The sequence below is a fragment of the Paeniglutamicibacter sp. ZC-3 genome (assembly GCF_025847175.2).
GTDB lineage: Bacteria > Actinomycetota > Actinomycetes > Actinomycetales > Micrococcaceae > Paeniglutamicibacter > Paeniglutamicibacter sulfureus.
In genome coordinates this window covers 92,251-117,742 of record NZ_JAOYTG010000010.1, presented here as the reverse complement: position 1 = coordinate 117,742, position 25,492 = coordinate 92,251, and the positions used below count along the sequence as shown (strand labels likewise).

At 67.1% G+C, this 25,492-nt stretch carries 27 protein-coding genes; 18 read left to right on the top strand and 9 right to left on the bottom strand.

Annotation, left to right across the window (positions count from 1 at the left end; all coding sequences use genetic code 11):
* The first annotated feature begins 8 nt into the window (after window positions 1–8).
* The 3 genes from OIU93_RS12185 (at window position 9) to OIU93_RS12175 (ending at window position 1,940) form a co-directional block, all read left to right on the top strand.
* Window positions 9–251: a hypothetical protein gene (locus OIU93_RS12185; protein ID WP_264270345.1), complete on the top strand. Its 243-nt coding sequence runs from the start codon at window positions 9–11 to the stop codon at window positions 249–251.
* Window positions 252–736: 485 nt separating this feature from the next.
* On the top strand, window positions 737–1,153 hold the full coding sequence (locus OIU93_RS12180; RefSeq protein WP_264270344.1) for a hypothetical protein: 417 nt from the start codon (window positions 737–739) through the stop codon (window positions 1,151–1,153).
* A gap of 94 nt (window positions 1,154–1,247) precedes the next feature.
* Window positions 1,248–1,940: a GntR family transcriptional regulator gene (locus tag OIU93_RS12175; RefSeq protein ID WP_264270343.1), complete on the top strand. Its 693-nt coding sequence runs from the start codon at window positions 1,248–1,250 to the stop codon at window positions 1,938–1,940.
* A gap of 28 nt (window positions 1,941–1,968) precedes the next feature.
* Here the strand turns inward: OIU93_RS12175 and OIU93_RS12170 are convergent, their stop codons facing one another.
* The 5 genes from OIU93_RS12170 to ehuB all read right to left on the bottom strand — a co-directional run bounded on the left by OIU93_RS12170 (window position 1,969) and on the right by ehuB (window position 6,924).
* Window positions 1,969–3,465, bottom strand: a complete 1,497-nt coding sequence (locus OIU93_RS12170) for a M24 family metallopeptidase (RefSeq protein WP_372342918.1) — start codon at window positions 3,463–3,465, stop codon at window positions 1,969–1,971.
* A gap of 196 nt (window positions 3,466–3,661) precedes the next feature.
* Window positions 3,662–4,510 (bottom strand): ectoine/hydroxyectoine ABC transporter ATP-binding protein EhuA, encoded by an 849-nt coding sequence (ehuA, locus tag OIU93_RS12165; RefSeq protein ID WP_372342917.1) that lies wholly within the window; start codon window positions 4,508–4,510, stop codon window positions 3,662–3,664.
* Entirely contained in the window at window positions 4,494–5,162 is a 669-nt protein-coding gene (ehuD, locus tag OIU93_RS12160) for an ectoine/hydroxyectoine ABC transporter permease subunit EhuD (protein WP_264270342.1), read from the bottom strand. Before ehuD ends, ehuA begins: the two co-directional genes overlap by 17 nt.
* On the bottom strand, window positions 5,159–5,887 hold the full coding sequence (ehuC, locus tag OIU93_RS12155; protein WP_264270341.1) for an ectoine/hydroxyectoine ABC transporter permease subunit EhuC: 729 nt from the start codon (window positions 5,885–5,887) through the stop codon (window positions 5,159–5,161). Before ehuC ends, ehuD begins: the two co-directional genes overlap by 4 nt.
* Before the next feature lie 101 nt (window positions 5,888–5,988).
* The gene (gene ehuB / locus OIU93_RS12150) at window positions 5,989–6,924 is read right to left on the bottom strand and encodes an ectoine/hydroxyectoine ABC transporter substrate-binding protein EhuB (protein ID WP_264270340.1); all 936 of its coding nucleotides are present in this window, start codon (window positions 6,922–6,924) and stop codon (window positions 5,989–5,991) included.
* 389 nt (window positions 6,925–7,313) lie between these two features.
* Here ehuB and OIU93_RS12145 point away from each other — a divergent pair, with 389 nt between their 5' ends.
* The 7 genes from OIU93_RS12145 to OIU93_RS12115 all read left to right on the top strand — a co-directional run bounded on the left by OIU93_RS12145 (window position 7,314) and on the right by OIU93_RS12115 (window position 12,884).
* Entirely contained in the window at window positions 7,314–8,078 is a 765-nt protein-coding gene (locus OIU93_RS12145) for a GntR family transcriptional regulator (protein ID WP_264270339.1), read from the top strand.
* An 88-nt stretch (window positions 8,079–8,166) separates the two neighbouring features.
* Entirely contained in the window at window positions 8,167–8,925 is a 759-nt protein-coding gene (gene dapB / locus OIU93_RS12140; RefSeq protein WP_264270338.1) for a 4-hydroxy-tetrahydrodipicolinate reductase, read from the top strand.
* 6 nt (window positions 8,926–8,931) lie between these two features.
* A complete protein-coding gene (locus tag OIU93_RS12135) occupies window positions 8,932–9,378 on the top strand; it encodes a tetratricopeptide repeat protein (RefSeq protein ID WP_264270337.1) in 447 nt (148 codons plus the stop codon).
* Between the two features lie 256 nt (window positions 9,379–9,634).
* A complete protein-coding gene (locus OIU93_RS12130) occupies window positions 9,635–11,554 on the top strand; it encodes an ExeM/NucH family extracellular endonuclease (protein ID WP_264270336.1) in 1,920 nt (639 codons plus the stop codon).
* A 100-nt stretch (window positions 11,555–11,654) separates the two neighbouring features.
* Window positions 11,655–12,035: a DUF952 domain-containing protein gene (locus OIU93_RS12125; protein ID WP_264270335.1), complete on the top strand. Its 381-nt coding sequence runs from the start codon at window positions 11,655–11,657 to the stop codon at window positions 12,033–12,035.
* Window positions 12,032–12,325, top strand: coding sequence for a hypothetical protein (locus OIU93_RS12120; RefSeq protein WP_264270334.1), 294 nt, complete (start codon window positions 12,032–12,034; stop codon window positions 12,323–12,325). Before OIU93_RS12125 ends, OIU93_RS12120 begins: the two co-directional genes overlap by 4 nt.
* A 58-nt stretch (window positions 12,326–12,383) precedes the next feature.
* A complete protein-coding gene (locus OIU93_RS12115; protein WP_264270333.1) occupies window positions 12,384–12,884 on the top strand; it encodes a GNAT family N-acetyltransferase in 501 nt (166 codons plus the stop codon).
* Between the two features lie 125 nt (window positions 12,885–13,009).
* Here the strand turns inward: OIU93_RS12115 and OIU93_RS12110 are convergent, their stop codons facing one another.
* From OIU93_RS12110 to OIU93_RS12095, 4 genes are all read right to left on the bottom strand, one after another.
* Window positions 13,010–13,393 (bottom strand): hypothetical protein, encoded by a 384-nt coding sequence (locus OIU93_RS12110; protein ID WP_264270332.1) that lies wholly within the window; start codon window positions 13,391–13,393, stop codon window positions 13,010–13,012.
* Window positions 13,394–13,515: 122 nt separating this feature from the next.
* Window positions 13,516–13,983, bottom strand: a complete 468-nt coding sequence (locus OIU93_RS12105; RefSeq protein ID WP_264270331.1) for a hypothetical protein — start codon at window positions 13,981–13,983, stop codon at window positions 13,516–13,518.
* Between the two features lie 114 nt (window positions 13,984–14,097).
* The gene (locus tag OIU93_RS12100) at window positions 14,098–14,670 is read right to left on the bottom strand and encodes a GNAT family N-acetyltransferase (RefSeq protein WP_264270330.1); all 573 of its coding nucleotides are present in this window, start codon (window positions 14,668–14,670) and stop codon (window positions 14,098–14,100) included.
* 85 nt (window positions 14,671–14,755) lie between these two features.
* Entirely contained in the window at window positions 14,756–16,000 is a 1,245-nt protein-coding gene (locus OIU93_RS12095) for a DUF1624 domain-containing protein (RefSeq protein ID WP_264270329.1), read from the bottom strand.
* 64 nt (window positions 16,001–16,064) lie between these two features.
* On the opposite strand from OIU93_RS12095, the gene dapA reads away from it, so the two are divergent.
* The 8 genes from dapA (at window position 16,065) to OIU93_RS12055 (ending at window position 25,491) form a co-directional block, all read left to right on the top strand.
* Window positions 16,065–16,982: a 4-hydroxy-tetrahydrodipicolinate synthase gene (gene dapA / locus OIU93_RS12090; protein ID WP_264270328.1), complete on the top strand. Its 918-nt coding sequence runs from the start codon at window positions 16,065–16,067 to the stop codon at window positions 16,980–16,982.
* 15 nt (window positions 16,983–16,997) lie between these two features.
* Window positions 16,998–18,704: a ribonuclease J gene (locus OIU93_RS12085; RefSeq protein ID WP_264270327.1), complete on the top strand. Its 1,707-nt coding sequence runs from the start codon at window positions 16,998–17,000 to the stop codon at window positions 18,702–18,704.
* Window positions 18,705–19,049: 345 nt separating this feature from the next.
* Window positions 19,050–20,072: an ABC transporter substrate-binding protein gene (locus OIU93_RS12080; protein WP_264270326.1), complete on the top strand. Its 1,023-nt coding sequence runs from the start codon at window positions 19,050–19,052 to the stop codon at window positions 20,070–20,072.
* Window positions 20,069–20,995 carry a hypothetical protein gene (locus OIU93_RS12075; protein ID WP_264270325.1) on the top strand — a complete coding sequence of 309 codons (927 nt, stop codon included), beginning with the start codon at window positions 20,069–20,071 and terminating at the stop codon, window positions 20,993–20,995. Before OIU93_RS12080 ends, OIU93_RS12075 begins: the two co-directional genes overlap by 4 nt.
* Entirely contained in the window at window positions 20,988–21,833 is an 846-nt protein-coding gene (locus OIU93_RS12070; protein ID WP_264270324.1) for a class I SAM-dependent methyltransferase, read from the top strand. Before OIU93_RS12075 ends, OIU93_RS12070 begins: the two co-directional genes overlap by 8 nt.
* A 3-nt stretch (window positions 21,834–21,836) precedes the next feature.
* A complete protein-coding gene (locus tag OIU93_RS12065) occupies window positions 21,837–23,132 on the top strand; it encodes an opine metallophore biosynthesis dehydrogenase (protein ID WP_264270323.1) in 1,296 nt (431 codons plus the stop codon).
* Complete coding sequence (locus tag OIU93_RS12060; RefSeq protein ID WP_264270322.1) at window positions 23,129–24,364, top strand: MFS transporter; 1,236 nt, start codon at window positions 23,129–23,131, stop codon at window positions 24,362–24,364. The genes OIU93_RS12065 and OIU93_RS12060 overlap by 4 nt, the downstream gene beginning before the upstream one ends.
* Window positions 24,361–25,491 (top strand): iron ABC transporter permease, encoded by a 1,131-nt coding sequence (locus tag OIU93_RS12055; protein WP_264270321.1) that lies wholly within the window; start codon window positions 24,361–24,363, stop codon window positions 25,489–25,491. Before OIU93_RS12060 ends, OIU93_RS12055 begins: the two co-directional genes overlap by 4 nt.
* Window position 25,492 lies beyond the last annotated feature (1 nt).

Here is a 25,492-nt window from a genome sequence, read left to right as displayed (position 1 = left end):
CTGAACAGATGACCAATGCACCAGAAATTGCCCAGTGGATCCTTGACGCGATCCACAAAGAAAAGACCGTCCACCAGGAAGCTCTGGTGCCCCGCATTGCGGAGGCCTTCGGCGACGAGTGGGTCTACACGAATGAAAACGGGCACCCGGCCATCAACCGCGACGTCCTGAAGTCGCTGCGCAAGTTGCGCGACGCCTCGGTGGTCTGGAACCGCGAGGACCGTAGCTGGAACGTCGTCGACGCCGGCTAGCACGACGGACATGAATGAGGGGGTTACCGGAGCCGTAGGCTCCGGTGGCCCCCTCTGCCGTTGGCCATATGTTTGGCCCGCGAAAACTGGCAGGCCAGATGAGGGCCGCCAGCGGGAGAGGCGATGGGGTGCCGCCCGCCGCGGGGCGGTGTCGCAGACTCGAGGAGAGTCCCCCTTGGATTATTGATCGCACAGAACCGGCCAACCCGGCCACCCTGACGGTGGGAAGGCAGCGTGCGCGGAGCGTGGACGGACCGGGAGAAGCCGGGAACCACGTGCGCCAAGGGCCCAGGGCAGTCCCGTTGCCGGGCGCACTTTTCTCCGAGGCGGTCCGGGAACAACCACGACGCTGCCTGCGAGCCGCTGCAAGATTCCCCGAGCGCATCCCTGCGACGCCCACCCAGTCGAGCAGGAATCAAGAAGCGCCCATCCATGGTTCCACCTAGAGTGGGTCTGGTAAAGCAGATCAATGAAAGGAAATCATCATGGGTGCGACCTTCAGCAAAGAGGAAAAGGCTGCCATGAAGGCAGCGGTAGCCGAGGAAAAGGCTTCCAAGAAAAGTGCCGACCTGGAGGCGGCGTGCCTCGCGGCCATCGGCGAGATGACCGGTTTGGACAAGGAGTTGGCCGAAACCCTGCACGGGTTGGTCAAGAAGCACACGTCCCTGGGGGCAAAGACCTGGTACGGCATGCCGGCGTACACCAATGCCGAGGGCAAGGTCGTGGTGTTCTTCCAGAGCGCCGCCAAGTTCAAGGTCCGGTACGCAACGATCGGCTTCCAGGAAGATGCGAACCTCGACGACGGCAATTTCTGGCCGAGCTCCTACGCGGTGACCAAGCTGGCGGCCGAGGACCAGCAGCGACTGGTGGAATTGCTGAAGAAGGCAGTCAGCGCGGCATAGCGACGGGCCAATCGTGGTGGCCCGGCCGATGGTACCCACCGGTTGTAGGATTGTCTGCATCTAGACAATTCGGCCCAAGCGAGGAACCACCGGCATGACCGCATCGAGCATCGAACCGCTAAAACAGGAATCCACGCCCGCCATCATTGCGCGCCAGATCCGCCTGGCGATCGAGAACGGCGAGTTCGGGCCGGGCGCACAGTTGGCCGAAGCCGACTTGGCCGGGCGCCTGGGTGTCAGCCGCGGCCCATTGCGGGAGGCCATGCAGCGCCTGACCCAGGAGGGGCTGCTGGTCAGCATCCGCAACCGTGGCCTGTTCGTCGCGCAGTTCACGCAGGCCGACATCACCGACATCTATCGGGCGCGCACCGCGGTCGAGCGCGGTGCCGCGCTGAAGATCATCGAGGTCGACCACACGAACGGGCAGGTCGGTAAGGAACTGCTCGGGATCGTGGCAAAGATGGAGGCCCAAGGGACCGACCCCGCCGCACTGAGCCGAAGCGACATCTCCTTCCACGAGGCCATGGTCCGGTTGGCCGACAGCCCGCGGCTCAGCCGCATCCACGGCACGCTGGTGACGGAGACCCGGATGTGCCTCTCGGCCCTGGAAAAATCCGAATACCCCGTCGCGGAGCGCATCGCCGGGCACCGGCGCATTGCCCAGGCGATCCTCGACGCCGACGTGCCGGAACTGCACCGGGCGCTCGCCGACCACATGGACAGCGCCGTAGACCACCTCGTGGGCCCCGCAGCCGCGAAGGGCCGCCGGGACGACGTAGCCTCCTGATTCGTCGGCGGCAAGCCCCCGGGGGTGCTCAGGGAGTCTGCCCCGGGGAAGCATCGCCGTTCTCCGCTTCGGGCTCGGCCTCCGGCTCCGGTGCGACGGGCCAGGCGGGGTCCCTGTCGGCCCGCTCGGCGTTGCGCGCAACGATGCCGATCGGCCCGGTCATGGGTTCCTCCGTCGGGGTGGTGAAGCCAAAGCGCGGAGTGGCCGGGCGGCGCGGTTCGGTGAGCGGTTGCGGGAGCCCCGCCAGCCCGGGACCGCTTGAAACCGCCCGCTCGCCGGGGTTGCCCAGCAGGGTGCTGGACTCGGCCGGTGCCAGGCGGGCCTCGCCGGCGGGCACCAGCCCGCGAGGGAAGGCAGTGAAGGTCTCCACCCCGGTGTCGGTGACCCGGATCGCCTCCGAGACCTCGTAGCCGTAGCCTTCCATCCACATGCCGCACATCAGGTGGAACGTCATGTTCTCCTGCAGCACCGTCAACTCCTCGCTGCGCAGGGAGATGGTGCGCTCGCCCCAGTCCGGAGGGTAGCCCACGCCGATCGAGTAGCCGATCCGCGAGGCCTTCTCATAGCCGTATTCAAACAGGGTCCGGTTGAAGACCTGAGAGAGTTCCTGCACGGGGGTGCCCGGTGCCACGGCCTCCAGCACCGCGGCCAGCGCGTGGTCGGTGGCCCGGGCCAGGTGCGCCAGCTGGGGTGAGGGCTTGCCGGGCATGAAGGTGCGGGCCATCGGCACGTGGTAGCGGTGGTAGGCGCCGGCCAGCTCCACGATCATCGCCTCATTCGGCTTCAGCGGTTCGTCGCTCCAGGTCAGGTGCGGGGTGTCGGCCGATTGACCGGTGGGGAGCATCGGAACGATCGCCGGGTAGTCGCCGCCGGCCTCCGCGGTGCCCGTCAGCTGCGCCTGGCTGATGGCGGCGGCGATATCGCACTGGCGGGTGCCGACGTCGATGGCGTCATGGGCGGCCTGCATCGCCAGGTTGGTGAACACCGCGGCCTGGCGCATCAGCTGGATCTCCGCCGGGGACTTGACTGCCCGGACCCAGTTGACCAACTCGAAGCAGTCCACCAAGGTCCATTCCGGCAGGGCGTTGACCAGCGAGCGATATCCCTTGGGGGAGAAGAAGTGTGCGTCCATTTCCAGGCCAACGCAGCCCTTGGCTGCGGGGGCGATCAGGTAGCGGGCGCGCAGGGCATAGGCCACCCAGTCGAAGGGGTGCAGGTGCGGGCGGTGAACGTAGCGCTCGGGATAGCCCACGATGTTTTCCGGCGGCAGCCAGCTGGTCCGGAAGGCCCCGTTGGCGTCCATTTCCCGGGAGAACAGGATCATGTCCCCTTCCATGGGGACGAAGACCAGTTGCGGGGTGTAGAAAGACCACGCGTTGTAGCCGGTCAGATAGTAGATGTTTGCCGGATCGGTGACCAGCAGGGCGCTCAGGCCCTGCTCCTGCATGCGCACCCTCGCCGCGGCCAGCCGCGCGGCATACTCCTCGGTGGTGAAGAGCATAGGTGCGACGCCCACATGTTCCATCGTGACCCCTTAACACAGTTGGTAGATTGTTGACAACGATAGGGGGTGGCGCGGACCACTGACAAGGGGTTCGGCAGGGCTGCCTGATGGGAGGCTGTCCCAGCGCGGCAAAGGACCGTCCGGCGAATGCCCGCCGAACGATCCCTTGCCTTGTGAGGCGGATTGCCCAGGGGTACTTCGGTGGGCAATGCGCCCCCTAGTGGGTGCCGATGGTGCCCTCCTCGCCGCCGAGCACGGCATGCAGGAATTCCTTGGTGCGCTGGTGCTTCGGGTCGCTGAACATGACCGCCGGCGGGGCTTCCTCGACGATCTTGCCGCCGTCGAACATCAGCACGCGGTTGGAGACGTCGCGGGCAAATTGCATCTCGTGGGTGACGATCAGCATCGTGATGTTGGTGGTCTCGGCGATGTTGCGCAGGATGCCCAGCACCTCGCCGACGATCTCCGGGTCCAGCGCGCTGGTGACCTCGTCCAGCAGCAGGATTTCCGGGTCCAGGGCCAGGGCCCGGGCGATGGCCACGCGCTGCTGCTGCCCGCCGGAGAGCGAGGTCGGGTGCTGCTCGGCCTTGTCGGCCAGACCGACCTTCTCCAGCAGCTCCTTGGCCCGGGCCGTGGCCTCGGCCTTGGACTGGCCCAGCACGTGGACCGGGGCCTCGATGATGTTCTCCAGCACCGACATGTTCGGGAAGAGGTTGAACTGCTGGAAGACCATGCCGATCCGCTGGCGGATCCGTTTCTGGTCCTTCTTGCTGCGGGCCACCCGCTTGCCGCCGCGTTCCTCGTGGGTCAGCGGTTCGCCGTCGATGAAGATGTAGCCGTCGGTGGCCTCCTCCAACGTCATGACCAGGCGCAGGATGGTGGTCTTGCCGGACCCGGAGGGGCCGATCAGGGTGACGCGGTCGCCCTTGGCGACGGAAAAGTTCAGTTCGTGCAGCACCACGTTGCTGCCGTAGGACTTCTCGACGTCGCGGAACTCGATCACGGGTGCCGACGGTGCGGAACCGGCGGCCGCCGGGCTGGTTGCGGAATCAGGTGTTGAAGGCAAGGCGCTTTTCCAATCTGCCAATCAGGAGTGAGGTCGGGTAGCTGGCCAGGAGGAAGATGATTCCCACCAGGGTGAGCGGTTCGACGTAGCGGAAGGCGTTGCCGCCGAAGATCAGCCCGGCGTTCACGAGTTCGACCACGCCGATGACCAGCAGGAACGGGGTGTCCTTGAACATCGAGACCGCGTAGTTGCCCAGGGCCGGGATGGTGGCGCGCAGCGCTTGCGGAATGACGACGGCGGTCCAGGTGCGTCGGGAGGACATCGACAGCGCGGTGGTGGCCTCCCACTGGCCCTTGGGCACCGAGTCGATCCCGGCCCGGTAGACCTCCGACATATAGGTGGAATAGTGGATGCCGAAGACGATGATGCCGATGGTCACCCCCTCCAGCGACAGGAACGCGTAGTAGGCGAACAGCAGCTGGACCACGATGGGCGTCATCCGGATGAAGTTGGCGATCCACTTGATGGTGGAGGCGACCGGCCGCGGGGCCATCCGCATGGCCATTGCTATGAACAGGCCAAGGACCGCGGCAATCAGCGTGCTGAGGACCGTGACCAGCAAGGTGACCTTGAGGAACGCCATGAGCAGCGTCGGAAGCACCTCCCACGTGCTGTCCCAGTGCCATTCCAGGGCGGTGTTGACGGCAATCATATGGCTCCTCCCGCCGGAGTGCCGACAGTGGGTGCCGGACTCAGTATGGACTTGACCGTGATGCCCTGGCCGAGCTTGCGCTTCGCGCGGCGTTCCAGGGTGTTCATCAGGAAAGTCAGGACCAGCGCGATGATGAAGTAGCTCAGCAGCCCGACCACCCCGTAGGCAAACACGGTATCGGTGACGCGCTTGAGCTGGTCGAGGTGGTAGGTGAAGTCGGCAATCGTGATGAAGCTGACGATGGCCGTTCCCTTCATCAGGTGGATGAGCAGGTTGTTCAGGGACGGGATCATCAGGGCCCAGGCCTGGGGGAAGATCACGCGGTACATCCGCTGCGCGGCGCCCATGCTCAGCGCCGTGGTGGCTTCCCACTGGCCGGTGGAGACCGAATTGATGGATCCGCGAACGACTTCTGCCCCGTAGGCGCCGTAGTTCAGGCCCAGGCCGATCACGCCGACCAGCAGCGGGTGCAGGTCCACGCCGAGCAAGGGAAGCACGTAGAACAGCCAGAAGAGCTGCACCACCAGCGAGGTGCCGCGGAAGAACTCAATGACGATGCGCGCGGGGATGCGCGCGGCTTTTGATGGATGGGTGGCAGCGAGGCCCAGCGCCACGGACAGGGCGAAGGCCGCCAACCCGCCCAGGACGGTGAGCTGGACAGTGACCAGGATGCCGTCCAGCAGCCGCGGCATGGCCTCCCCTAGCGCCGCAAATTTTTCGTCCACAGGTGATGGACTCCTTTGGGTCATCGATCTCGTCGGTGTCTCCGGCCGGAGACGGGCAGTCGTTCCGCCATCGCCGCATGGTGCCACCGGTTACGGTGCGGCTACGGGGTCGGTGTGCCTTCGCAGAGCTCTTCGGTGGTCAGGTCCTTGGGCGGAAGGTTCTCGGCCGTGAAGCCGTATTCGCCCACGACGGCAAGGTAGGTTTCCTCGGACTCGGTGATCTTGGCCAGGCCCTCGTTGTAGGCCTCGCGGAGTTCGTCGTCGCCCTGGGCGAAGACGGTGGCTCCCGCGCCGATCTGCGGAACCCCGTCGATCTCCTGCACGAAGGCCTCCGTGACCTCGACATTGGCGTCCGGGTTCTCATCGGCCATGAAGTTCAGCGAGATCGCGGTCATGGCGAACGCATCGGCACGGCCGTTGTCCACGGTGTCCATGCCCGTCTGCGCATCCGGAACCGACTGCACGTCGAGGCCCAGGGAATCGGCGTAGCCGGCCTCGATGCCGCCAGCCAGCACCGCGAGCTTGATGTCTTCCCCGGCATCCATCTTCTCCTTGACGGAGTCGAGGTCGCTCAGGCCCTTCGGGTTGCCCTTTTGGGTCATCAGGGCAGTGGTGTACATGATCTCGGGGTCGGAGAAGTCGGCGTTGGCGCAACGCTCCGGGAGAATGGACATCCCCGCGCTGACGGCATCGGAGCGGTTGGCGGTCAGGCCGGGAATCAAGCCGTTCCAGTCGACCAGGACGGTGTTGACCTCCTTGATTCCCATGTCTCCGAAGATCTTCTTGGCCAGGGCGATCGTGGCGCCGGTGGGCTCGCCGTTCTCCTCGTAGGAATACGGGGCCTCGCCGGCGATGGCGACAGTGATGGAGCCCTTGTCCTTCAGTGCCTGCAATTTGCCTTCGCCCGCGGGGGCGGCGGCGGAGCCGCCGGGTTGTTCGGTGGTGGTTGATCCGGCACAGCCGCTGAGGGCCAGTGACAGGGAGGCTAGGACAACGCCTGTGGCCAGCAACGGCCTGCGAGTGATGCTGCGCTTCATGAGAAACCTCTTTCGGGGTGCGATGGCCAAGCCGCCCCGTGCGCCGGATCCTGTGAAGGGGTTGCGGCACCCGTGTGAGGCAGACCCGACCCGATCGTGGTGGGTGGTGACGCTCAGTATGGTGTTGATCACGTTAGCCAGAAAAGAATCGATTGACAATCCGATGTTCGGGGCGTTGGATTGTTGACAAAAGATGGCAGCGTGCAAGAGGTGCGCTCGAATCCCGGCAGATGTCAGGGAACCAGGCGGCAGTAGGGCTTGTTTAGCCGTGAATCCGGCACCTGCGGGCATAAATCACGATTAAGTTACGATTGGGTCTGCCGGTGGGGCAAAGAGGCTGGGAGCCGTCGCGGCAACACCGGCGAAGGAAGAACGGAGCACCCGTGGACATGGGTCAACAGCCCTCGGCGACAAGCATGGTTCGGGTGCAGCGATCCTCGACGATCGACTTGATAACCAACCAGTTGCGCAACGCCATTTACGAGGGGCTGCTCATGCCCGGAACCCCCATCCAGGAAGCCCAGGCGGCGAAACAACTCGGGGTGAGCCGGGGCTCGCTGCGCGAGTCCACCCAGCGGCTCATCCAGGACGGCCTGCTGGTTTCCATCCCGGGGCAGGGACTGAGTGTGGCCGTCATTCGCCCGGCCGACCTGGAGGAACTCTACGCAACGCGCCTGGTGGTGGAGAGCGCTGCCATCCGCGTCATCGCTGCACTGCCGGACGCAGGGGAGCGGGCGATTCGCCTCCATGCCGCATCGGCGGTGCTGACCCGCCTGGAGGGTCTCGACGCCAGCCCCCAAGCCCTCGAATCCCCACGATCCATCGGCGACGCGGACCTGGACTTCCACTTCGAGATGGTGCAGGCGTCCGGGAACCGTCGCCTGGTCAAGTACATGGCCAACCTGGTCGTGGAGACGCGACTGGCCAGCCTCGGCAACCCGGGCGGCTACGTCATTCGCACGGACCTGCACCGGGCCCACCGGGAACGGCTGGAACTGGTGCTCGCGGGCGACGGCGAGGGCGCCGTGGACCTGCTCAAACGTCATTTCCGTGACGCCGTCGATCGACTGACCGGGGTGCTGCGCAAGCCGGTTGCCACGGCGCGGGTCTCCTTCGATGAGGCCGGGCATGAACTGGGACGCATCGGATCCTGACGCCGGACGAACCCCGGCCTCTACCTCATCCGGTCCGTGCCCGTCACCGACGCGGGAGCGGCCCCGAATTCCCGATACCCTAGAAGTCATGAGTGCACCACTGAAAGTCGCCGTCCTCGGCGCATCGGGACGAATGGGGGCCGAGGCCGTCAAGGCCGTCGACGCCGCCACGGACATGGAACTTGTTGCAGCGCTGGGTCGCGGAGACAAGCTGGAAACCATCCTGGAGGCGGGGGCCACGCACGTGGTCGACCTGTCGGTCCCGGCCAGTACCGAGGAAAACGTGCGCTTCGCGATCGCCCATGGCCTGCATGCCGTGGTCGGAACCACCGGCTGGGACGACGCCAAGCGCGAATCCCTCACCAGCCTGTTGGCCGAAAACCCCGGCACCGGTGTGCTCATTGCCCCGAACTTCGCCCTCGGGTCGGTGCTGGCTTCGGCCTTCGCCGCCACGGCGGCACGCTACTTCGAATCGGTGGAAATCATCGAGCTGCACCACCCCAACAAGGTCGATGCCCCCTCGGGCACCGCGGTGCGCACCGCGGAACTGATCGCCGCCGAGCGTGCCGCCGCGGGAGTGGCAGCGAGCCCGGATGCCACCGAAACCCAGTTGGACGGCGCCCGCGGCGCCGTGGTGGACGGCATCCACGTGCACTCGGTGCGCCTGCGCGGACTGGTTGCCCACCAGGAGGTCCTGCTGGGCGGGGAAGGTGAGCAACTGACGCTGCGCCACGACTCCTACGACCGCGCTTCCTTCATGCCCGGCGTGCTGCTGGGCCTGCGCACCGTCGCCTCGCGCCCGGAACTGACCTACGGCCTTGACGGCTACCTCGAGTTGGGACGCTAGAAAACCATGAAAACCAAGATCTGGGTCGGCGCCATCCTGCTGCTCTTCGTGTTCTACCTGGTCGCCGCGTTCGGCTCGGCCGTGCGCTTCATCGCCGCCGACGAACCGGTCGCCAAGATCATCGGCGTCGCCGCCCTGGTGGTCCCGCTGGTCGGCGTGTGGATCCTGGTTCGCGAGGTGCTCTTCGGCTCCCGCACGCAGAAGATGGCCTCGATCCTGGCCAGCGAGGGCCTGCTGCCCGAAGACACCCTGCCGCGCACCCCCTCGGGACGCATCGTCAAGGCCGCCGCCGACGAAGACTTCGTGCAGTACAAGGAAGAGGCCGAGGCCAACCCCGAATCCTGGAAGTCCTGGCACCGCCTGGCCCTGGCCTACGACGCCGCGGGGGACCGGCGCCGCGCCCGCGAGTCGATGCGCACGGCCATCGGCTTCTACCTGGCCGAGGGCAAGTAGGCAGCTCCGAGGCCTGATCGATGCCCCCTGGAGCGGTTCTTCCCGAACCGCATCAGGGGGCATTTCCATGTCCGGGGGCCGCATCTCTGGACGCGGTGCTGCGCATCGTCTTTGATGGTTCATGGCCACCCGGTGAAGGGCGTCGGCGCGGTTCAAGTGCCATTCATGCCGAATTCATTTCCCGGTGATCGAATCTGATCGGGCTACATACTGTGCGCCACCGCGTCACGGAGAGACAGACGACTGAGGGAAATCCATGAAGAAGAGCGCAACGGCGGCGTTCGCCACCGTCACCTTGGCAGCCGCGATGGCCGTGGGGGCAATTGCCCCGGCCACGGCGGCGGTCGACGAAACGACGTCCATTGAAACGATCCAGGGCACGGGTGCCGCGAGCGGGATGGTCGGGGAGCAGGTCACCGTTCGCGCGGTGGTCACCGGCGCCTACGCCGAGGGCGGCATCCGCGGCTTCTACGTCCAGAGTGCGGGCAGCGGAAGCGACATTTCCCCCGAGGGCAGTTCGGGGATCTTCGTCTACTCGCCAAGCGGTGTGGACATGGTCGCCGTCGGCGACCATGTCCAGGTCACCGGGACGGTCGGCGAATACTTTGGACTGACCCAGGTCAGTGCCTCGGCTTCCGGCATTGAGGTGCTCAGCGAGCCGGCCGATGCCGTCAAGCCGCTGGCCATCGACATCCCCTCCTCGGACGCCGATCGCGAGCGCTTTGAATCCATGCTCATCGACCCGCAGGGACAGTGGACGGTGGCCGACAACTATTCGCTGAACCAGTTCGGCGAGATGACCCTCGCCGAAGGCACCAGCGAGATCCTTCCCGGCGAGCGCACCCTGCGCCAGGCCACCGATGCCTTTGCCCCGGGCAGTGCCCAGGCCCAAGCCCTGGAAGCCGAGAATGAGCGGCGGGCCGTGGTGCTGGATGACGGCGCCACCTTGAACTTCCTCGGTGCGCGATCCAACAAGTCCGTTCCGCTTCCGTATCTTTCGGCGGGGCATCGTGTCAGCGTCGGTGCCCAGGCCACCTTCACCTCTCCGGTGATCATGGACTACCGCTATGACCTGTGGCGGATGCAGCCGCAGGGGCAGGTTATCGGGGCAGAGGATGCCGATATCCCGGCAACCTTTGCACAAATCAACCCAGAGGGACCGGCCGATGTTGGCGGAAATGTCACCGTCGGCAGCTCCAATGTCCTGAACTACTTCACCACCACCGGGGACCAGCTTTCCGGGTGCACCTACTACACCGATCGGGAAGGCCGGCCGGTCACCGTGCGCGGAGGCTGCGACGCACGCGGTGCCGCCAATGGCCAGAGCCTCGAGCGCCAGCAGGCCAAGATCGTCTCGGCGCTGAACACGTTCGACGCCGACGTGGTGGTCTTGGAAGAGATTGAAAACTCCGCCCGTTTTGGGCTCGAGCGCGATGAAGCGCTCGCCACCTTGGTGGATGCGTTGAACCAGTCTGCGGGCCAGTCACAGTGGAAGTTCGTGCCAAGCCCCGAGTCGGTTCCGGCCGATGAAGATGTCATTCGCACCGCGATGATCTACAAGGACGGCGCGGTGAAGCCCATTGACGAGTCGGTCATCCTGGATGATGCGGCGTTCGACAATGCACGTGACCCCCTGGCGCAGGCATTCCAGCGCGTTGGCGGAAATGCCAAGAGCCGCTTCCTGGTCCTGGCGAACCACTTCAAGTCCAAGGGCTCGGACCCGAAGGACGGCTCGGACAACGCCGACAAGGGCGACGGGGCCGGGGCCTGGAACGCTGCGCGCGTTGAGCAGGCGAAGGCCCTGGTGGAATTCGCCGAAGGACTGAAGAAGGAACGCAACACCAACAAGGTGCTGCTGGCCGGGGACTTCAACGCGTACTCCGCCGAGGAGCCGATCCAGGTGCTGGCCGAGGCCGGATACGTGGATCTCGGAGCCGGCGCGGATACCCGTTCCTACTTATTCGGGGGCCGGACCGGCTCCCTGGACCATATTTTGGGTTCGCGCGAGGTTGCGCAGCAGGTCACCGGTGAAACGATCTGGAACATCAACGCCACCGAGTCGGTGGCGTACGAGTACAGCCGCTACAACTACAACGTGGCGCAGCTGTTCTCCCCGGACCAGTTCCGCTCCTCGGACCATGATCCGGTGCTTGTGGGGCTGCAGTTGGATAAGTAGAAGGATCCTGGGAAGCGCCCGGTGGACAATGACCGTCCGCTGGGCGTTTTTCCGTTAAGGGGTGCACCGGCAAACGCGCGCCTCTGCCTATGCTGGGAGCATGGAAACCGTCCTGCACCTGACCGAATTGAGTTCATGGGAACGCGCCCAGACCGCCGGCGAGTATCGACAATCGACCCGGGGCGCAACGCTGGCCGAGGTCGGTTTCATCCACTGCTCGTCCCCGGGGCAGCTCCCGGTGGTCGCCGGCCACATCTACCCCGATTTCTCCGGCGAGCTGGTGGTGCTGGAGCTGGACGCCGCAGCGATTGCCGCCGCGGGAAGAGAGATCCGCTTGGAGGACGGCGGTGACGGGGCATTGTTTCCCCACCTCTACGGCGTGCTGAGGACCGATTGGGTGCGGAAGACGCACCGGGCGGCGATGGTCGCCGGGGAATTGTCGGTCCCGGGCCTCGAACGCCGGACGGGGAGCATCACGTGAGCACGCCATCACCGCAGGAAAGTCGCGTTCCGCCCCGCGGCCGGAAGCTGCTTGCCACCTGGATGCTCATGGCACTTGCCGTGGCCATCACGTTGCTGTTGCCCGACTGGGGCGGAAGCGGGGCCCTGCTGCCCGCGTGGTTCATGGTCGCGCCAGTGCTTCTGGGACTCGTGGGTGCCTGGCTTGCCTGGCGCGCAGGGTCGCTCGGTTGGGCCATTGCCTCGGGCCTGCTGGGGCTGGTGCTGGTGCCGGGCCTGTTGCAGACCGTCACCCTCGTCTCCGGCCCATAGGCCGACGGGGGCCGACATATCGTGGAAGCGGCAGGCCCGAATCTGTAGGGTGGCAGACATGAGGAACTTTGGGGGAGAAACGTCCACGCTTCGCGTGCTCCGGTTTAGTGAGGAGGAATTGCTGGCGCGGGCCACCTTGGGAAATATGAACTGGCCGGGGCCACGGTTCACGCTTGAGCAAATCGAGCAGATTCCTGCCATCGCCCACTATTTCACGCGGTGGCCCGGCAAGGACGACTTCGGCCTGGTGGCCGAAGACCCGGACGGAAAAGCCGTTGGCGTCGTTTGGCTGCGCTATTTCGACCCGACGGACCCGGGCTACGGCTTTGTCGCCGCGTCGATCCCCGAACTCTGCGTCTGGGTTGCCGAGGGGCAACGCGGCCGGGGACTTGGAACCCGACTGATTGCCGGAATCCTCGAACAGGCACGTTCCCAGGCACTGCCCGCGATCAGCCTCAGCGTCGAAGCGGGAAACCCCGCACGATCGGTCTATGAGCGTCTCGGGTTCGCCCCGGCCGGCCCGGCTTTCGACGAGGGCACCCTCCTCCTTCGCCTCTGAGCCTGCACCCGCTCCGTGCCCGGTACAGGTGCGGCCACAGCTCCGGGCCTCGACGAGCCGACCCGCACCACATGTGCGGGGAGCGGCTCCAGGATCGGAACCGGGCGCGGTCTTGGACGGACCCCTCAGCTAAACGGTCCGTCGCCGAGCTGTTCCATGGCGGGGAGCCGCTCATCCGGAACGTCGAACGTCATGTAGTCCACCGAGTGCAGGAGCCCGTCCACGGCCCATAGGTTCAGGTGCCCCAGGGCAACGTCTCCATCATGGACGTCCACGGTCGCGAACGGCCCGCCCGATCGCTTCGGAATCCTGGGAAGATTCAGGTGCCCTGGAATATCGACCAGAAAGCATTCGCACTCGTCGAACTCCCGCCCGCCCCAGCGGGCATGGGCCGCCTGTTCGCGTGCCTCCGTTGTTCCGGGCCATTTCCCCGAGCACAGGATCTCCAACAGGGCGCGCTCGTGGGGACTCAGCGGGTCGCCCGGCATTCGCCGCGGGTAGTTCTTCATCGCACCTAGGTTTCGGTCGTGGATTGCGTCATGCCGCCTCAGCCGGCGGCCTTCGGGGGCATGCACCGCCGTCAAACCATCCTTACAGGTCTAGGTGGCCGGCGGGGCCCATCCTTACAGGTCTAGGTGGCCGGCGGGGCACCTTCGGCCGGTGCCCGTTTCTCGAGCAGCTTCACCAGCGGAATGCATGCCAGCAGCAGAATGCTGGCGAAGACGGCGGCCACCAATGCCGGCACCGCTTCGGTGAACACGATGCCGTACAGCGCGGCCAGAATCACGACACCACTCAGCGTGGACACCGTCTCCCTGAGGACCGCGTGCCGTTGTGCCATGTTCCTGCGCAGGATCAGCTCGACAATATCGCTGATGACCAGCCAGACAACCAGAATCCCCACCATGATCAATGCCGCCCAAGGTGCTACCCCGGGGCGGACCGCGTCAAATCCGTAGATCAGGCACCCGCCGACGTAGCCACCGAACAGGGGCGCGGCAACGAGCGCCACGTTGGAGAACACCCAGAACCCAAGCAGGAACTTCTCGCCGACGTTCAGCGGCGGCAGGCGTTCTTCCGGCCGTGGTGGGGTCTCCATGTTCTTCACGGTTTCACACCACTACACGCCGAGGAAGACGACACACCGCTCCACAGGTCTGGTCGATCAGGGGGGGATTCCGGGCCGCTGGAAGGCGATCGCGCCGCTGCCTCCTCAGCGCAGGTCCAGACGCATCAAGACGCGCCGGAAGCCGCCCATGATCGAATCGGTGTCGGCGGCCTTCGTGAAACCCGCCAGTTCGAAGAGGGCACGGGTGCCGACATATGCCATGGTGGAATCGGTTTTCCTGCCCGCGTTGTCCAACGGGTACCCCTCGATGGCAGGCGCCCCGTAGCCCCGGGCAAATTCCACCGCCCCTGTAAGCAGCGCGTGGGAAATACCCTGGCCCCGATGTCCTGCCCGTACCCGGATGCACCACACCGACCACACCGCAAGATCGTCAACGTGCGGAATCGTGCGGCTGTGCGCAAGTGCCGTGTCTGCCCGCGCGTGCACCCCCGCCCAGCCGACCACGTCCTCGCCTTCGTACGCCAGGACCCCGGGCGGAGGATCCTCGGCGCACAGCACGCGCACGAGTTCGGCGCCCTGCTTCTGGCTCTCGTGGTTCCTTGCCGAGCCGAGTCGGTGGCCCAAACACCAGCAGGCCTTCGCCTCGGGGTTCCTTTTGGGTCCGAGCATCGTCTTCACGTCGTTGAATTCCGTTGCCGCCCGCACCGAGATCGCCATGCGTCCACAGTGCCACCGGCCAACGGGACCGGCAATACCCGCTCCGGAAAGGTGACTTTCCCCCTTGCCCTTTGGCCCTTGCCCCTTAGCCGCTGCGGCCCAGCGTCCGCGACACGGTGTGCACCAGCGCCTCGAGCGGGCCGCGCCGTCCCAGGAACTTGAACACCAGCCCTGCCAGCAGACAGCCCACCGCGTAGATGATGAACAATCCGGTGCGAGGCAGCGGCGCCGAAATGTCGCTGAAAAGATCCAGGGCCACCAAGTGCGTGGCATAGAGCGTGAGCGTTGCGGCACCTGCTCCGGTCAGCGGCCAGATCAGTATCTCGCCGACCTGCCCAAAGAGCGCGGACAGGGCCATGCACACCAATTGCGCCGCCCCCAGCACCGCCAGCGCGCAGCCGACGACGTGCAGCACATCCAGCGGGGCGCCCGAATGCGGAGCCGAGATCGCCAGGAACCAGCCGCTGTCCGCCGCATTGCCCAGGCGCTGTCCCGTCACCAACGCCACCGACAGCTCCCTGGACTCTTGGTTGGCGGCACGGGCCAGTGCGGCCAACGCACCTGGCTGGGCCAACAGCCAGGCCGAGAGGGCCTTGGCCCCCACCGCCAGGCCCGCGCCGAAAACCCCGATCGACAGGGCCACCGGCGGCCTCTCCAGCGCCAGGCGTCCGACGCACAGGCCCGCCAGGATGAAGCCGAACCAGACCAGCAACGGGTAGTAGCCGGTGAGCAGCAGGTCGGCCAGGAACACCGCGGGGGAGAACATGTCCTCGGGCAGCGGGGAGGCACCCAGCCGGTGCGGGTCGAGCCATTCCATGGCCCAGGGGCGGGCCAGGTACAGGGCGAAGGGGGAGATGGCCAGCCAACCGGCGGCCCAGAACCCCAAGTTGCGGGCGCGCATCCCCAGGAACGGGATCGCGCACAGGAACAGCACCGCGTAGTGGACCAGGATGACTGCCACATTGGTGTCCAGCATGCCCAGGCACAGCCCCAGCAGGAAGACCAACAGCGCCCGCACCGCCACCGAGCGGCGCACCCCCGCCAGCTTGGGCGCACCGATGTTTCCGGAACCGCCGGAGAGCAGGGCGAGCCCCACCCCGGCGAGCACAACGAAGAGCGCCGAAGCCCGGCCGGAGAACAGCGTGGCCGCCCAGGTTGCTTCGGGGGAGCCGCCGGCATCAAGTACGCGCAGCGGCATGATGTGCACCGCGACCATCCCCAGCAGTGCCAGTCCGCGGGCGGCGTCGACTCCCGCGATGCGGGCGCGTGTGCCGGCCGTGCCGGTGCCCGGAGCCCGGTGGCGGGTGCTGCGGGAGGAGAATTGCGTCATGTTTACAGCCTAAACGCATGCGCCGAATCAAGGCTTGGTGCGTGCAAAGTGTAACCTTGGAATCATGGCTGAATCTGTGTTGCATACCCCGGGCAAGAACCACACCTTCGGAACGGTGCTCACCGCCATGGTGACACCTTTCAAGGACAACGGGGAGGTCGACTACGATGCGACCGCCAAACTGGCCATCAAGCTCGTGGACGAGGGCTGCGACGGCCTGGTCGTCACCGGCACCACCGGGGAAACCTCGACGCTTCGCGATGAGGAAAACATCGCCATGTTTGCCGCCGTTGTCAAGGCCGTGGGGCACCGAGCCAAGGTCCTGGCCGGATCCACCACCAATGACACCGCGCACTCGATCAAGCTTTCGCTTGCTGCGAAGGACACCGGGGTGCACGGCATCCTGGTGACCGCCCCGTATTACAACAAGCCTTCCCAGGCCGGCGTCATTGCCCACGTCGAGGCCATCGTTGCAGCGACGCAGCTGCCGGTGATGCTTTATGACATCCCGGGACGCGCCGGCATCGCCATGGCACCGGAAACCATCATCGAGCTGGCGAAGAACCCGCTGGTTGTGGCCCTGAAGGACGCAAAGGCCGACTACCAGTCCACCACCACGGTGCTGGCGAACACCGACCTCGACGTCTACGCCGGCGACGACGGACTGACCCTGCCGCTGATGGCAGCAGGCGCCGTCGGCGTCGTCTCGGTCACCGCCCACATTGCCGCGGCCAAGTACCGCATCCTGGTTGACGCGATGCTCGCCGGTGACCTGGCGACCGCCCGCAAGGCCCACTTCGAGCTGGACCCGATCCAGCGCGCGGTGATGAGCCACGTCCAGGGCGCCGTTGCGGCAAAACACATTCTTAACTGGCAGGGAGTCCTGCCGAACACCGTGGTCCGGCTGCCGCTTGTGGCACCGTCGGAAACGGAACTCGAAACCATCCGCACCGATTTGCGCGAGGGCGGATGGGAGATCTAGAAAGGTAAGTTATTCATGACCGATTCCTCATCCGTGGTCACCGATACGGTGCTCCACAACCTTCCGCCCAAGCTCAAGCCGGGCACCCTGCGCATTGTGCCGCTCGGTGGCCTGGGTGAGATCGGGCGGAACATGGCCGTCTTCGAAATCGACGGCAAGCTGCTGATCGTCGACTGCGGACTGCTCTTCCCCGAGGAGCACCAGCCGGGCGTGGACGTCATCCTGCCCGATTTCAGCTACATCAAGGACCGCCTCGACGACGTCGTCGGCGTCGTGCTCACCCACGGCCACGAGGACCACATCGGTGCCGTCCCGTACCTGTTGCGCCTGCGCAACGACATCCCGCTGATCGGCTCGCGCCTCACCCTCGCGTTGATCTCGGCCAAGCTGGAGGAACACCGCATCAAGCCGGTGCTGCGCCAGGTTGCCGAGGGCGACGTGGAGACCTTCGGCCCGTTCGAGACCGAATACGTCGCGGTCAACCACTCCATCCCGGACGCCTTGGCCGTGTTCATCCGCACCGATGGCGGCTCCGTGCTGCACACCGGCGACTTCAAGATGGACCAGCTGCCGCTCGATGGCCGCATCACCGACCTGCGCCACTTTGCCCGCCTGGCCGACGAGGGCGTGGACCTGTTCATGACCGACTCCACCAACGCGGACGTCCCCGGCTTCACCACCGCGGAAAAGGAAATCGGCCCGGTGCTCGAGGCCCTCTTCGGCCGCGCCCGCAAGCGCATCATCGTCGCCTCCTTCTCCTCGCACATGCACCGCGTGCAGCAGGTCATCGACGCCGCCGAGGTCCACGGGCGCAAGGTCGCCTTCATCGGCCGCTCCATGGTGCGCAACATGGGCATTGCCGAGAAGCTGGGCTACCTGCACATCCCCGCCGGCATCCTGGTGGACATGAAGAACGTGGACAAGCTGCCCGACAACAAGGTCGTGCTGATGTCCACCGGTTCGCAGGGCGAGCCGATGGCCGCGCTCTCGCGCATGGCCACCGGCGACCACCGCATCCAGGTCGGCCCGGGCGACACCGTCATCCTGGCCTCCTCGCTGATCCCGGGCAACGAGAACTCGGTGTTCCGCGTGATCAACGGGCTGATGCGCCTGGGCGCTGACGTGATCCACAAGGGCATGGCCAAGATCCACGTCTCCGGCCACGCCTCGGCCGGCGAGCTGCTGTACTGCTACAACATCGTCCAGCCGCTGAACGTGATGCCGGTGCACGGCGAGACCCGGCACCTGATCGCCAACGCCCGCCTGGCCGCCCAGTCCGGCGTGCCGGCGGAGAACGTGCTGCTCACCGAGGACGGCTCGGTCGTTGACCTCAAGGACGGCGTGGCCAAGCTGGTGGGCCAGGTCGACTGCGGGTTCGTCTACGTGGACGGCTCCAAGGTCGGCACCATCACCGACGAGGACCTCAAGGACCGCGTCACGCTGGCCGAGGAGGGCTTCATCTCGATCATCTCGGTGATCAACCGCCAGTCCGGCAAGCTGATCTCCGGACCCGAGATCCACGCCCGCGGCGTGGCCGAGGACGACAATGTGTTTGACGAGATCAAGCCGAAGATCGCCGAGGCCCTTGAGGATGCGGTGCGCAACAACCCGACGCACACCACGGCGCAGCTGCAGCAGATCGTCCGCCGCGTCATCGGCTCGTGGGTGTCGCGCAAGCTGCGCCGCAAGCCCATGATCGTTCCGGTCGTGCTCGAGGCATAAGCCCCGAGCAAGAAATCCCCAGCCACCGCAAGGTGGCTGGGGATTTTCTGGTTAAGTGCCTCTTTGCGGCACTGCCTTGGGCCTCGCACGGCCGCCGCCGGCGTGCCCCACGCCGCTGCCGGCCCCCGTCGTGCCACCGCGCCGATCGGTCGGCGTTTGCCGCGTCAGGGCGCGTGTTCCCTTCCTCCCGCGGCCCCGTGCGAGCGGGCCCGGCCCGCGCCAACGTGTGTCGTCCTCACTTTGACAACTGATAATGATTCTCATTAGTGTTTACCGAGTGCCGCCAGATGTGCCCCCGGCGACTGAGCGTCGCAGCCCTGGCCACCGAAAATGGAGTCCTAGTCAATGAGAAGAATCAATCCCTGGATGATTGTCATGCCCGCCCTCGTGCTGACGGTCGCGACTGCGTGCGGTGCCCCGGCCGGCTCCGCGGAAAGCGCCCCGGGCGACGCGACAGCCGGTCCGGTCATCCTGGACAGCTGCGGTCGGGAGGTCATGTTTGACGCGCAGCCGCAGCGGGTGCTCGCGGTCGGCTCGGAGGCGCCGGCGTTGCTGGTTGCCGCCGGTGCGGGCGGCAAGCTGACGCACTACGCGGGCAGCATGGAAGTGCCCTTCGACGCAGCGACGAAGGCCGTCGTCGAAGGGGCCGAACGGGTTACCGAAGACTCGCACGACGTCTCCTACGAGATGATCCTCGGGTCGGGAGCCGACGTGGTCATCGGCACCGACATCGCGGCGGGGGTCGACCTCGATTCCCTCGCCGATCGCCTTGCCCAGGCCGGGGTGCAGATGCTGACGGTCAGCGGTTACTGCGCCGGTTTCGAGGATCGCTCCACCGGCGGCTTGAGCGGGTTTGACCAGATCTACCGGGACGTCGAGTCCTACGGCCGTCTCTTCGGGACCCAGCCGGAGGCGGCCGCAGCCGTCCAGGACATGCGGGACCGCGTCTCGGCTGCCGCGGAGCGTGTGGACGAAGGGGCAGGGCAAAGCGCGCTCTCCCTGTACGTGCCGACCGCCGGCACCCTTGGGTCCTACGGGCACGAGTCGCTGGTCTCGGAGCAGATGTCGCTGTTGGGCCTGGAGAACGTGTTCAGCGAGGTGCCCAAGCGCTACTTCGAGCCGTCCACGGAAGAGCTGGTCGCCAGCGCGGCCGACAAGGTCTTCGCGATGTACCTGCCCACCGGATCATCGGCGATGGAAACCGACCAGGACGTGCTCGAAGAGCTACGCGCCAGGCCCGAGCTCGATGGACTTGACGCGGTCAACGACGACACGGCCGTGGTGCCGCTGAACTACTACTATTCCTCGCCCGGCCCGCTGGCCGTTGACGGGGTCGAGCTGCTCGCCGAACGGCTGGCCACCCCATGATGAGCCAGCCGGCACGGCTGCGCCGGCCTGCGCCCACTGCCGGCCGCCGGCGCGCACCCGCCGTGCCCGCACGGAGCACGCCGCGCCACGCCATGTCCCGGGGCGCCACCGAGGTCGACTTCGTCAAGCTGAGCCCGACCTGCAACACCACCCTGCTGGTCACCAGCAGGCACCCGGCGCGGCACTACCGTGCCATCGCCGAGAAGCTGCTGCGCGCCGAGCATGTGCACGCTGAGCAGGTCGGGTTCATCCTGCCGGTGGAATCGCCCGAGGCACAGGCGCGCCTGCACATGGCGGGGGACGAGTTCTGCGCCAACGCCACCATGGCGCTGGCCGCGCTCCACGCCGCGACGCAGGGCCTGGACGGTCCCGTCGAGCTCCGCCTGGAGGCCTCGGGGGCCGCGGACCTGCTGGACTGCCGCGTCGAACGCCGGGACTCGGGCTACATCTGCCAGCTAGCCAGTCCACTGCCGATCCGGATCGATCCGTACCCGTTCCCGGGCGCCCCCTCGGGTGCCGCCATGGTGCGGTACGCCGATGCGGTGCACCTGGTCATCGAGTGCTCCGGGCACAATTCGGTGCTGCGCGAGCGCGCCGAGCAGGTGGCCACGCAGCTGGGGATTAGCGAAGGCGTCTCCGTGGTCGGGGTGATGCTCTACGACCCGGTGCGTGGCGAGCTGGCCCCGTTGGTCAACGTCCCCGCACTGGGCAGCTTGGTGTGGGAGGGAAGCTGCGGCTCGGGGACCGCCTCGCTCGGCGCCTACCTGGCCGCGAAGGCCCAGGCACCGGTGAGAGCCGCCGTGCGGCAGCCCGGCGGCACCATGCATGTTCACGCCGACTACGGCTCCGGAAAGGTGACCGGGCTGCGGGTCACCGGGCAGGTTGCCATCGTGGCCGAAGGGACGGCATATATCCATGACTGAATCAGCAATCGACATTTCGCCGGCGCTTGGCGGAGCCGCTGCGGACCTGCCGGGCACGCTGCACGAGTACCTGCGCCGCTTCACCTCGGCCGCCAACGGGTACGACGGCTCGACCCGGCACGCCGGCGAGCTCGAAGAGCTGCTGGCCGACTACTCGCGCTTCGTCACCGACCCGGGCAACGAGGCCCCCTTTGCGCTTTTCGCCGCGGCTGGCGGCACGACCGACCTGGTGGAGGAGCTGCGCACGCAGTCGGCGCGCTGCGTGGCGGTCATCGAGAAGTACCGCGCGCTGCGCCTGCTGGAGGGGCAATCGGGAGCGGAAGGCTACTTCGCCAACATCGAATCCTGCATCGCCGAGGAATTCGGGGCCGTGGCACCGACCAAGGATTCGAAGCTGCTGCTCGTCGGCTCCGGGTCCTTCCCGATGACGCTGCTGAACGTCGCCTCGCTCACCGGCGCATCCACGCTCGGGATCGACATCGACGCCGAGTCCATTGCGCTCGGGCGCCGGGTCGTGGCCCTGCTGGACGAGGGCCTTGACATCACGCTGGAGGGACGCGAGATCCACGAACTGGAGTTCATTTCCGCGGCCACCCACATCGTGTTCAGCTCCACGGTGCCCGTGAAATACGACTTGTTGCACCAGATGCACTCCCTGACCCGCCAGGACGTCGTGGTGGCCATGCGCTTCGGGGACGGGTTGAAATCGCTGTTCAACTACCCGATGCAGGAGGTCGACCCCGCGCTCTGGCGCCTGGCCGACACCATCCGCCGGCCTGACCAGGTATTCGATATCGCGCTGTACGTCAAGCAGCGCTCGAGCAGAAAAGACGTTTAGCAGATGGACGAATTGGGAAACATCCTTATTGCCGGGACCGGACCGGTTGCGGTGCAAAGTGCCGTGCTGCTCGGCCGGCTGCCCGGGGCACTGGGCATCGCGGGGCGCGCATCCGAGCGTTCGGCGGTGTTCTTCGCCGCGCTAGGTGCCAACGGGGGCATCGTGCGGGCCGAGGTGCAGAACGCCACCCATGCCGCGCTGGCGGGGGAGTGCCGGATCGAGCAGCGGTTCCGCGGATACGGGTCCGTGGCCGGGACATGGAACACTCTGGTCCTGGCGGTCACCGCGGACGCCTACCTCCCGGTGCTGCGCCAACTGGCGAGCGAGGTGCTGGCCGGATTCGAACGCATCGTGCTGCTCTCGCCCACTCTGGGCTCCGGGGCCCTGGTGCGCGAGTACGCCAGGGCGCAGGGCGCGGATCCGGAGGTCATCAGTTTCTCCAGCTACCTGGGCGACACCCGCTGGCCGGAAGGCACACCGGGCGCCTCGGTGCTGACCGCCGGGGCCAAGGCCCGCATCTACGCCGGATCCAGCCGCGGCGCTTCGCCCGCGGTGCGGCGGTTGCGCGCGGTGCATAAAGCGGCAGGCACCGACATGACGGTTCTCGGCCTGCCGGCGGAGGCCGAGGCGCGGAACATCTCCCTGTACGTGCATCCGGCGCTGTTCATGAACGAGGTCACGCTGCGCGCCGTGTTCGCCGCGACGCAGCCGACGCAGTACGTCTACAAGCTCTATCCCGAGGGACCCGTCACCCCGTCGATGATCCGCACCATGGTTCAGCAGTGGCGCGAGCTCTCGGCCATCGTCGCCGCGCTGGGCGGGAGGGGAGTCAACCTGCTCTCCTTCATGCTCCACGACGGCTACCCGGTGCACCCGCAGAGCATCGACCCGGCCGATGTGGCCGCGTTCGAGCAGCTGCCGGCCATCCACCAGGAGTACCTGATCTACGTGCGCTACGCCTCGCTGCTGGTGGACCCCTTCTCCGAACCCGACGCGGACGGGAGGTACTTCGACTTCTCGGCCATCCCCATCCGGCCGATCTTCCGCAACGACGCGGGCCACTGGGACGTGCCGCGGATGCCGAAGGAAGACTACTACCGCACCAAGATCATCCAGGGCGTGGCCCGGCACCTGGCTGTTCCCTGCCCGACGATCGATGGCCTGCTGGCCGCCTACGAGGACGCGCTCACGCAGGCGGCGCAGGCACTGGGCGGCCAGCCGCGCTCCGCGGCCTTCGCCGTGCAGGACTTCGACGAGGACCTGGGCATGATCCGCGCCGGGATCGGGAGTGCGGCATGAGTCAGACCGAACTGGACGCCACCGATAAGCTGCCCGGTGAACGGAGGATCATCGCCGAAATCTGGCCGGCCCTGCTGGCCTCGGCCGTGGGCTTGCTGCCCTTCACCGTGCTGAGCACCTTCCTGGTGCCGATCGCCGACTGGGCCGGGGCCGGCGTTGCGGAGGTCGGCTCCCTGCGCGGGCTGGCCGGGGTCGGCGCGGTGCTCACCGGCGTCGCGCTGGCCCCGCTGATCGGGCGCATCGCCCCGGGCCGCGTGGCTGCCGCCGCCCTCGTGCTGCTGGGCATCGCCGCGGTGTTCGGGACCTTCTCCGGGCTGGCCGCGCTGGCGGCCTTTTGCCTGGCCACCGGTGTGGCCAACGCGCTGCTCTACCCGGCGTTGTCCACTGCCGCCGCGGACCGCTTCGGGACCACTCCCGCCGCGGGCCGTGCCGCCACCCTGGTGATGACCGCCCAGACCCTGGCCTCCACCGTGGGGGCGCCCCTGCTGGTGCTGCCGGCACTGTGGTGGGGCTGGCAGGGCAATCTCATCGCGATCGCCGTGCTCTGCCTCGCGCTGGCACCAGCACTGGTGCGCTACGGCCGCGCCAACCCCGGCGCGGGAGAGCCGGCCCCGCGGCTGGGATATGTAGCCGCATTCCGCACGCTGGCCGCCATCCCCGGGGCTCGCGCCCTGCTGCTGGTCTCCTTCGGGCGGGCCGGCGCGCTGATGGGGCACCTGGCCTTCCTTGCCCCGCTGTATGCGGAGAAGTTCCAGCTCACAGCAGGCTGGTTCGCCTTCGTCTGGTCCCTGAGCGGAGGTTCCTTCTTCCTCGGGCACCTGCTCGCCGGGCGGATGCTGAACGCCGAGGACTCCGAGGGGCGCACCCGGGCCGTGATGGCCATCTGCCTGGGCACCGGCCTGCTGGCCCTGCTCGGGGTGTACCTTTCCCCGGTGCTGCCGCTGGCGATGCTGGGCACCGCGGTGCTCTCAGCCAGCCATGCGGTGGTATCCGCGGCGGTGATGACGCTGCTGGTGCGCCGCTGCGGGCAGGTGCGCGGCACCGCGCTGAGCCTGAACGCCGCGGGCATGTCCCTGGGGTTGTTCCTCGGCGCGGGCGCCGCCGGGGCGGCACTGGGCACGGCGGGCTACCTGGCCGCGGCCGCGGTGCTCGGCGGATTCACCCTGCTTGCCCTCGGTGCCGCGCTCACCCTGCGCACCGCAACCGACGACCCATCGATAAAGAGGCCATGATGACCCAGCTGGACCCCGTGCTTCGCGAACCGCGCAGCACACCACCACCACCACCGGCGCCGCTGGTCTTCTCCGGCGACGACCTGGAGCACGATCAGCGCACCCGGCACACCGCACTGTGGCTCGCCGCTCTGCTGGCCGCGCTGCTGATCACCCTGCCGGTGGCCGTGGGCCTCGGTCCGGTGGCCATCGAAGCGGGCACGGTGCTCCAAATCCTGCGCGGGCACCTGTTTGGCGGCGAGCCGCTCGGCAGCTGGACCAACTCCGAGGAATCCATCGTGTTGCTGCTGCGCGTGCCCCGGGTGCTGCTGGGCGCCGCCGTCGGCGCCGGGCTGGCACTGGCCGGGGTGGCCCTGCAGGCCTTGACGCGCAACATCCTGGCCGAACCCTACCTGCTGGGCGTGACCTCCGGGGCCTCGACCCTGTCGGCGGCCTCGATCCTCTTCGGGGCCTCGGTGAGCATCGGCTCGGCCTCGCTGGCCGGCAGCGCCTTCGCCGGGGCGCTGGCCGCCGGGATAGCTGTCTTCCTGCTCGCCCGGGTCGGTTCGCAGATGACCTCCACCCGGCTGGTGCTCGCCGGGGTGTCAGTGGGCTACGTGCTGCACGCGCTCACCTCGCTGCTGATCTTCGCTTCCGATGACCCGAACGCGGGCCGTTCGGTGCTCTTCTGGACGCTCGGCTCGCTGACCCAGGCCACCGGCCAGTCCGCGCTGGTCACCTGGGCGGTGGTGCTGGGCACCGCCGCGCTGCTGCTGCTCTGGTCCCGCCCGCTGGACGCGTTGGCCATCGGCGACAGCACGGCCCGGACGATGGGGATCTCCCCGGCAAAGCTGCGCGCGGCGGTGATGGTGGTGACCGCGCTGTGCGTGGGCGCGCTGGTCGCGGCCTCCGGCGGCATCGGATTCGTCGGGCTGATCATCCCGCACATCGCGCGGCTCTGCGTGGGCTCCACGCACCGCAAGCTGTTGCCGGTGGCGGCGCTGCTCGGGGCGATCTTCCTGGTCTGGGCCGACGTGCTCGCCCGGACGGCCCTGGCCCCGCAGGAGCTGCCGCTGGGCATCGTCACCGCCCTGCTCGGCGCCCCGCTACTCTTCGTGCTGGTGCGCAAGCTGAACCCGACCCAATGAC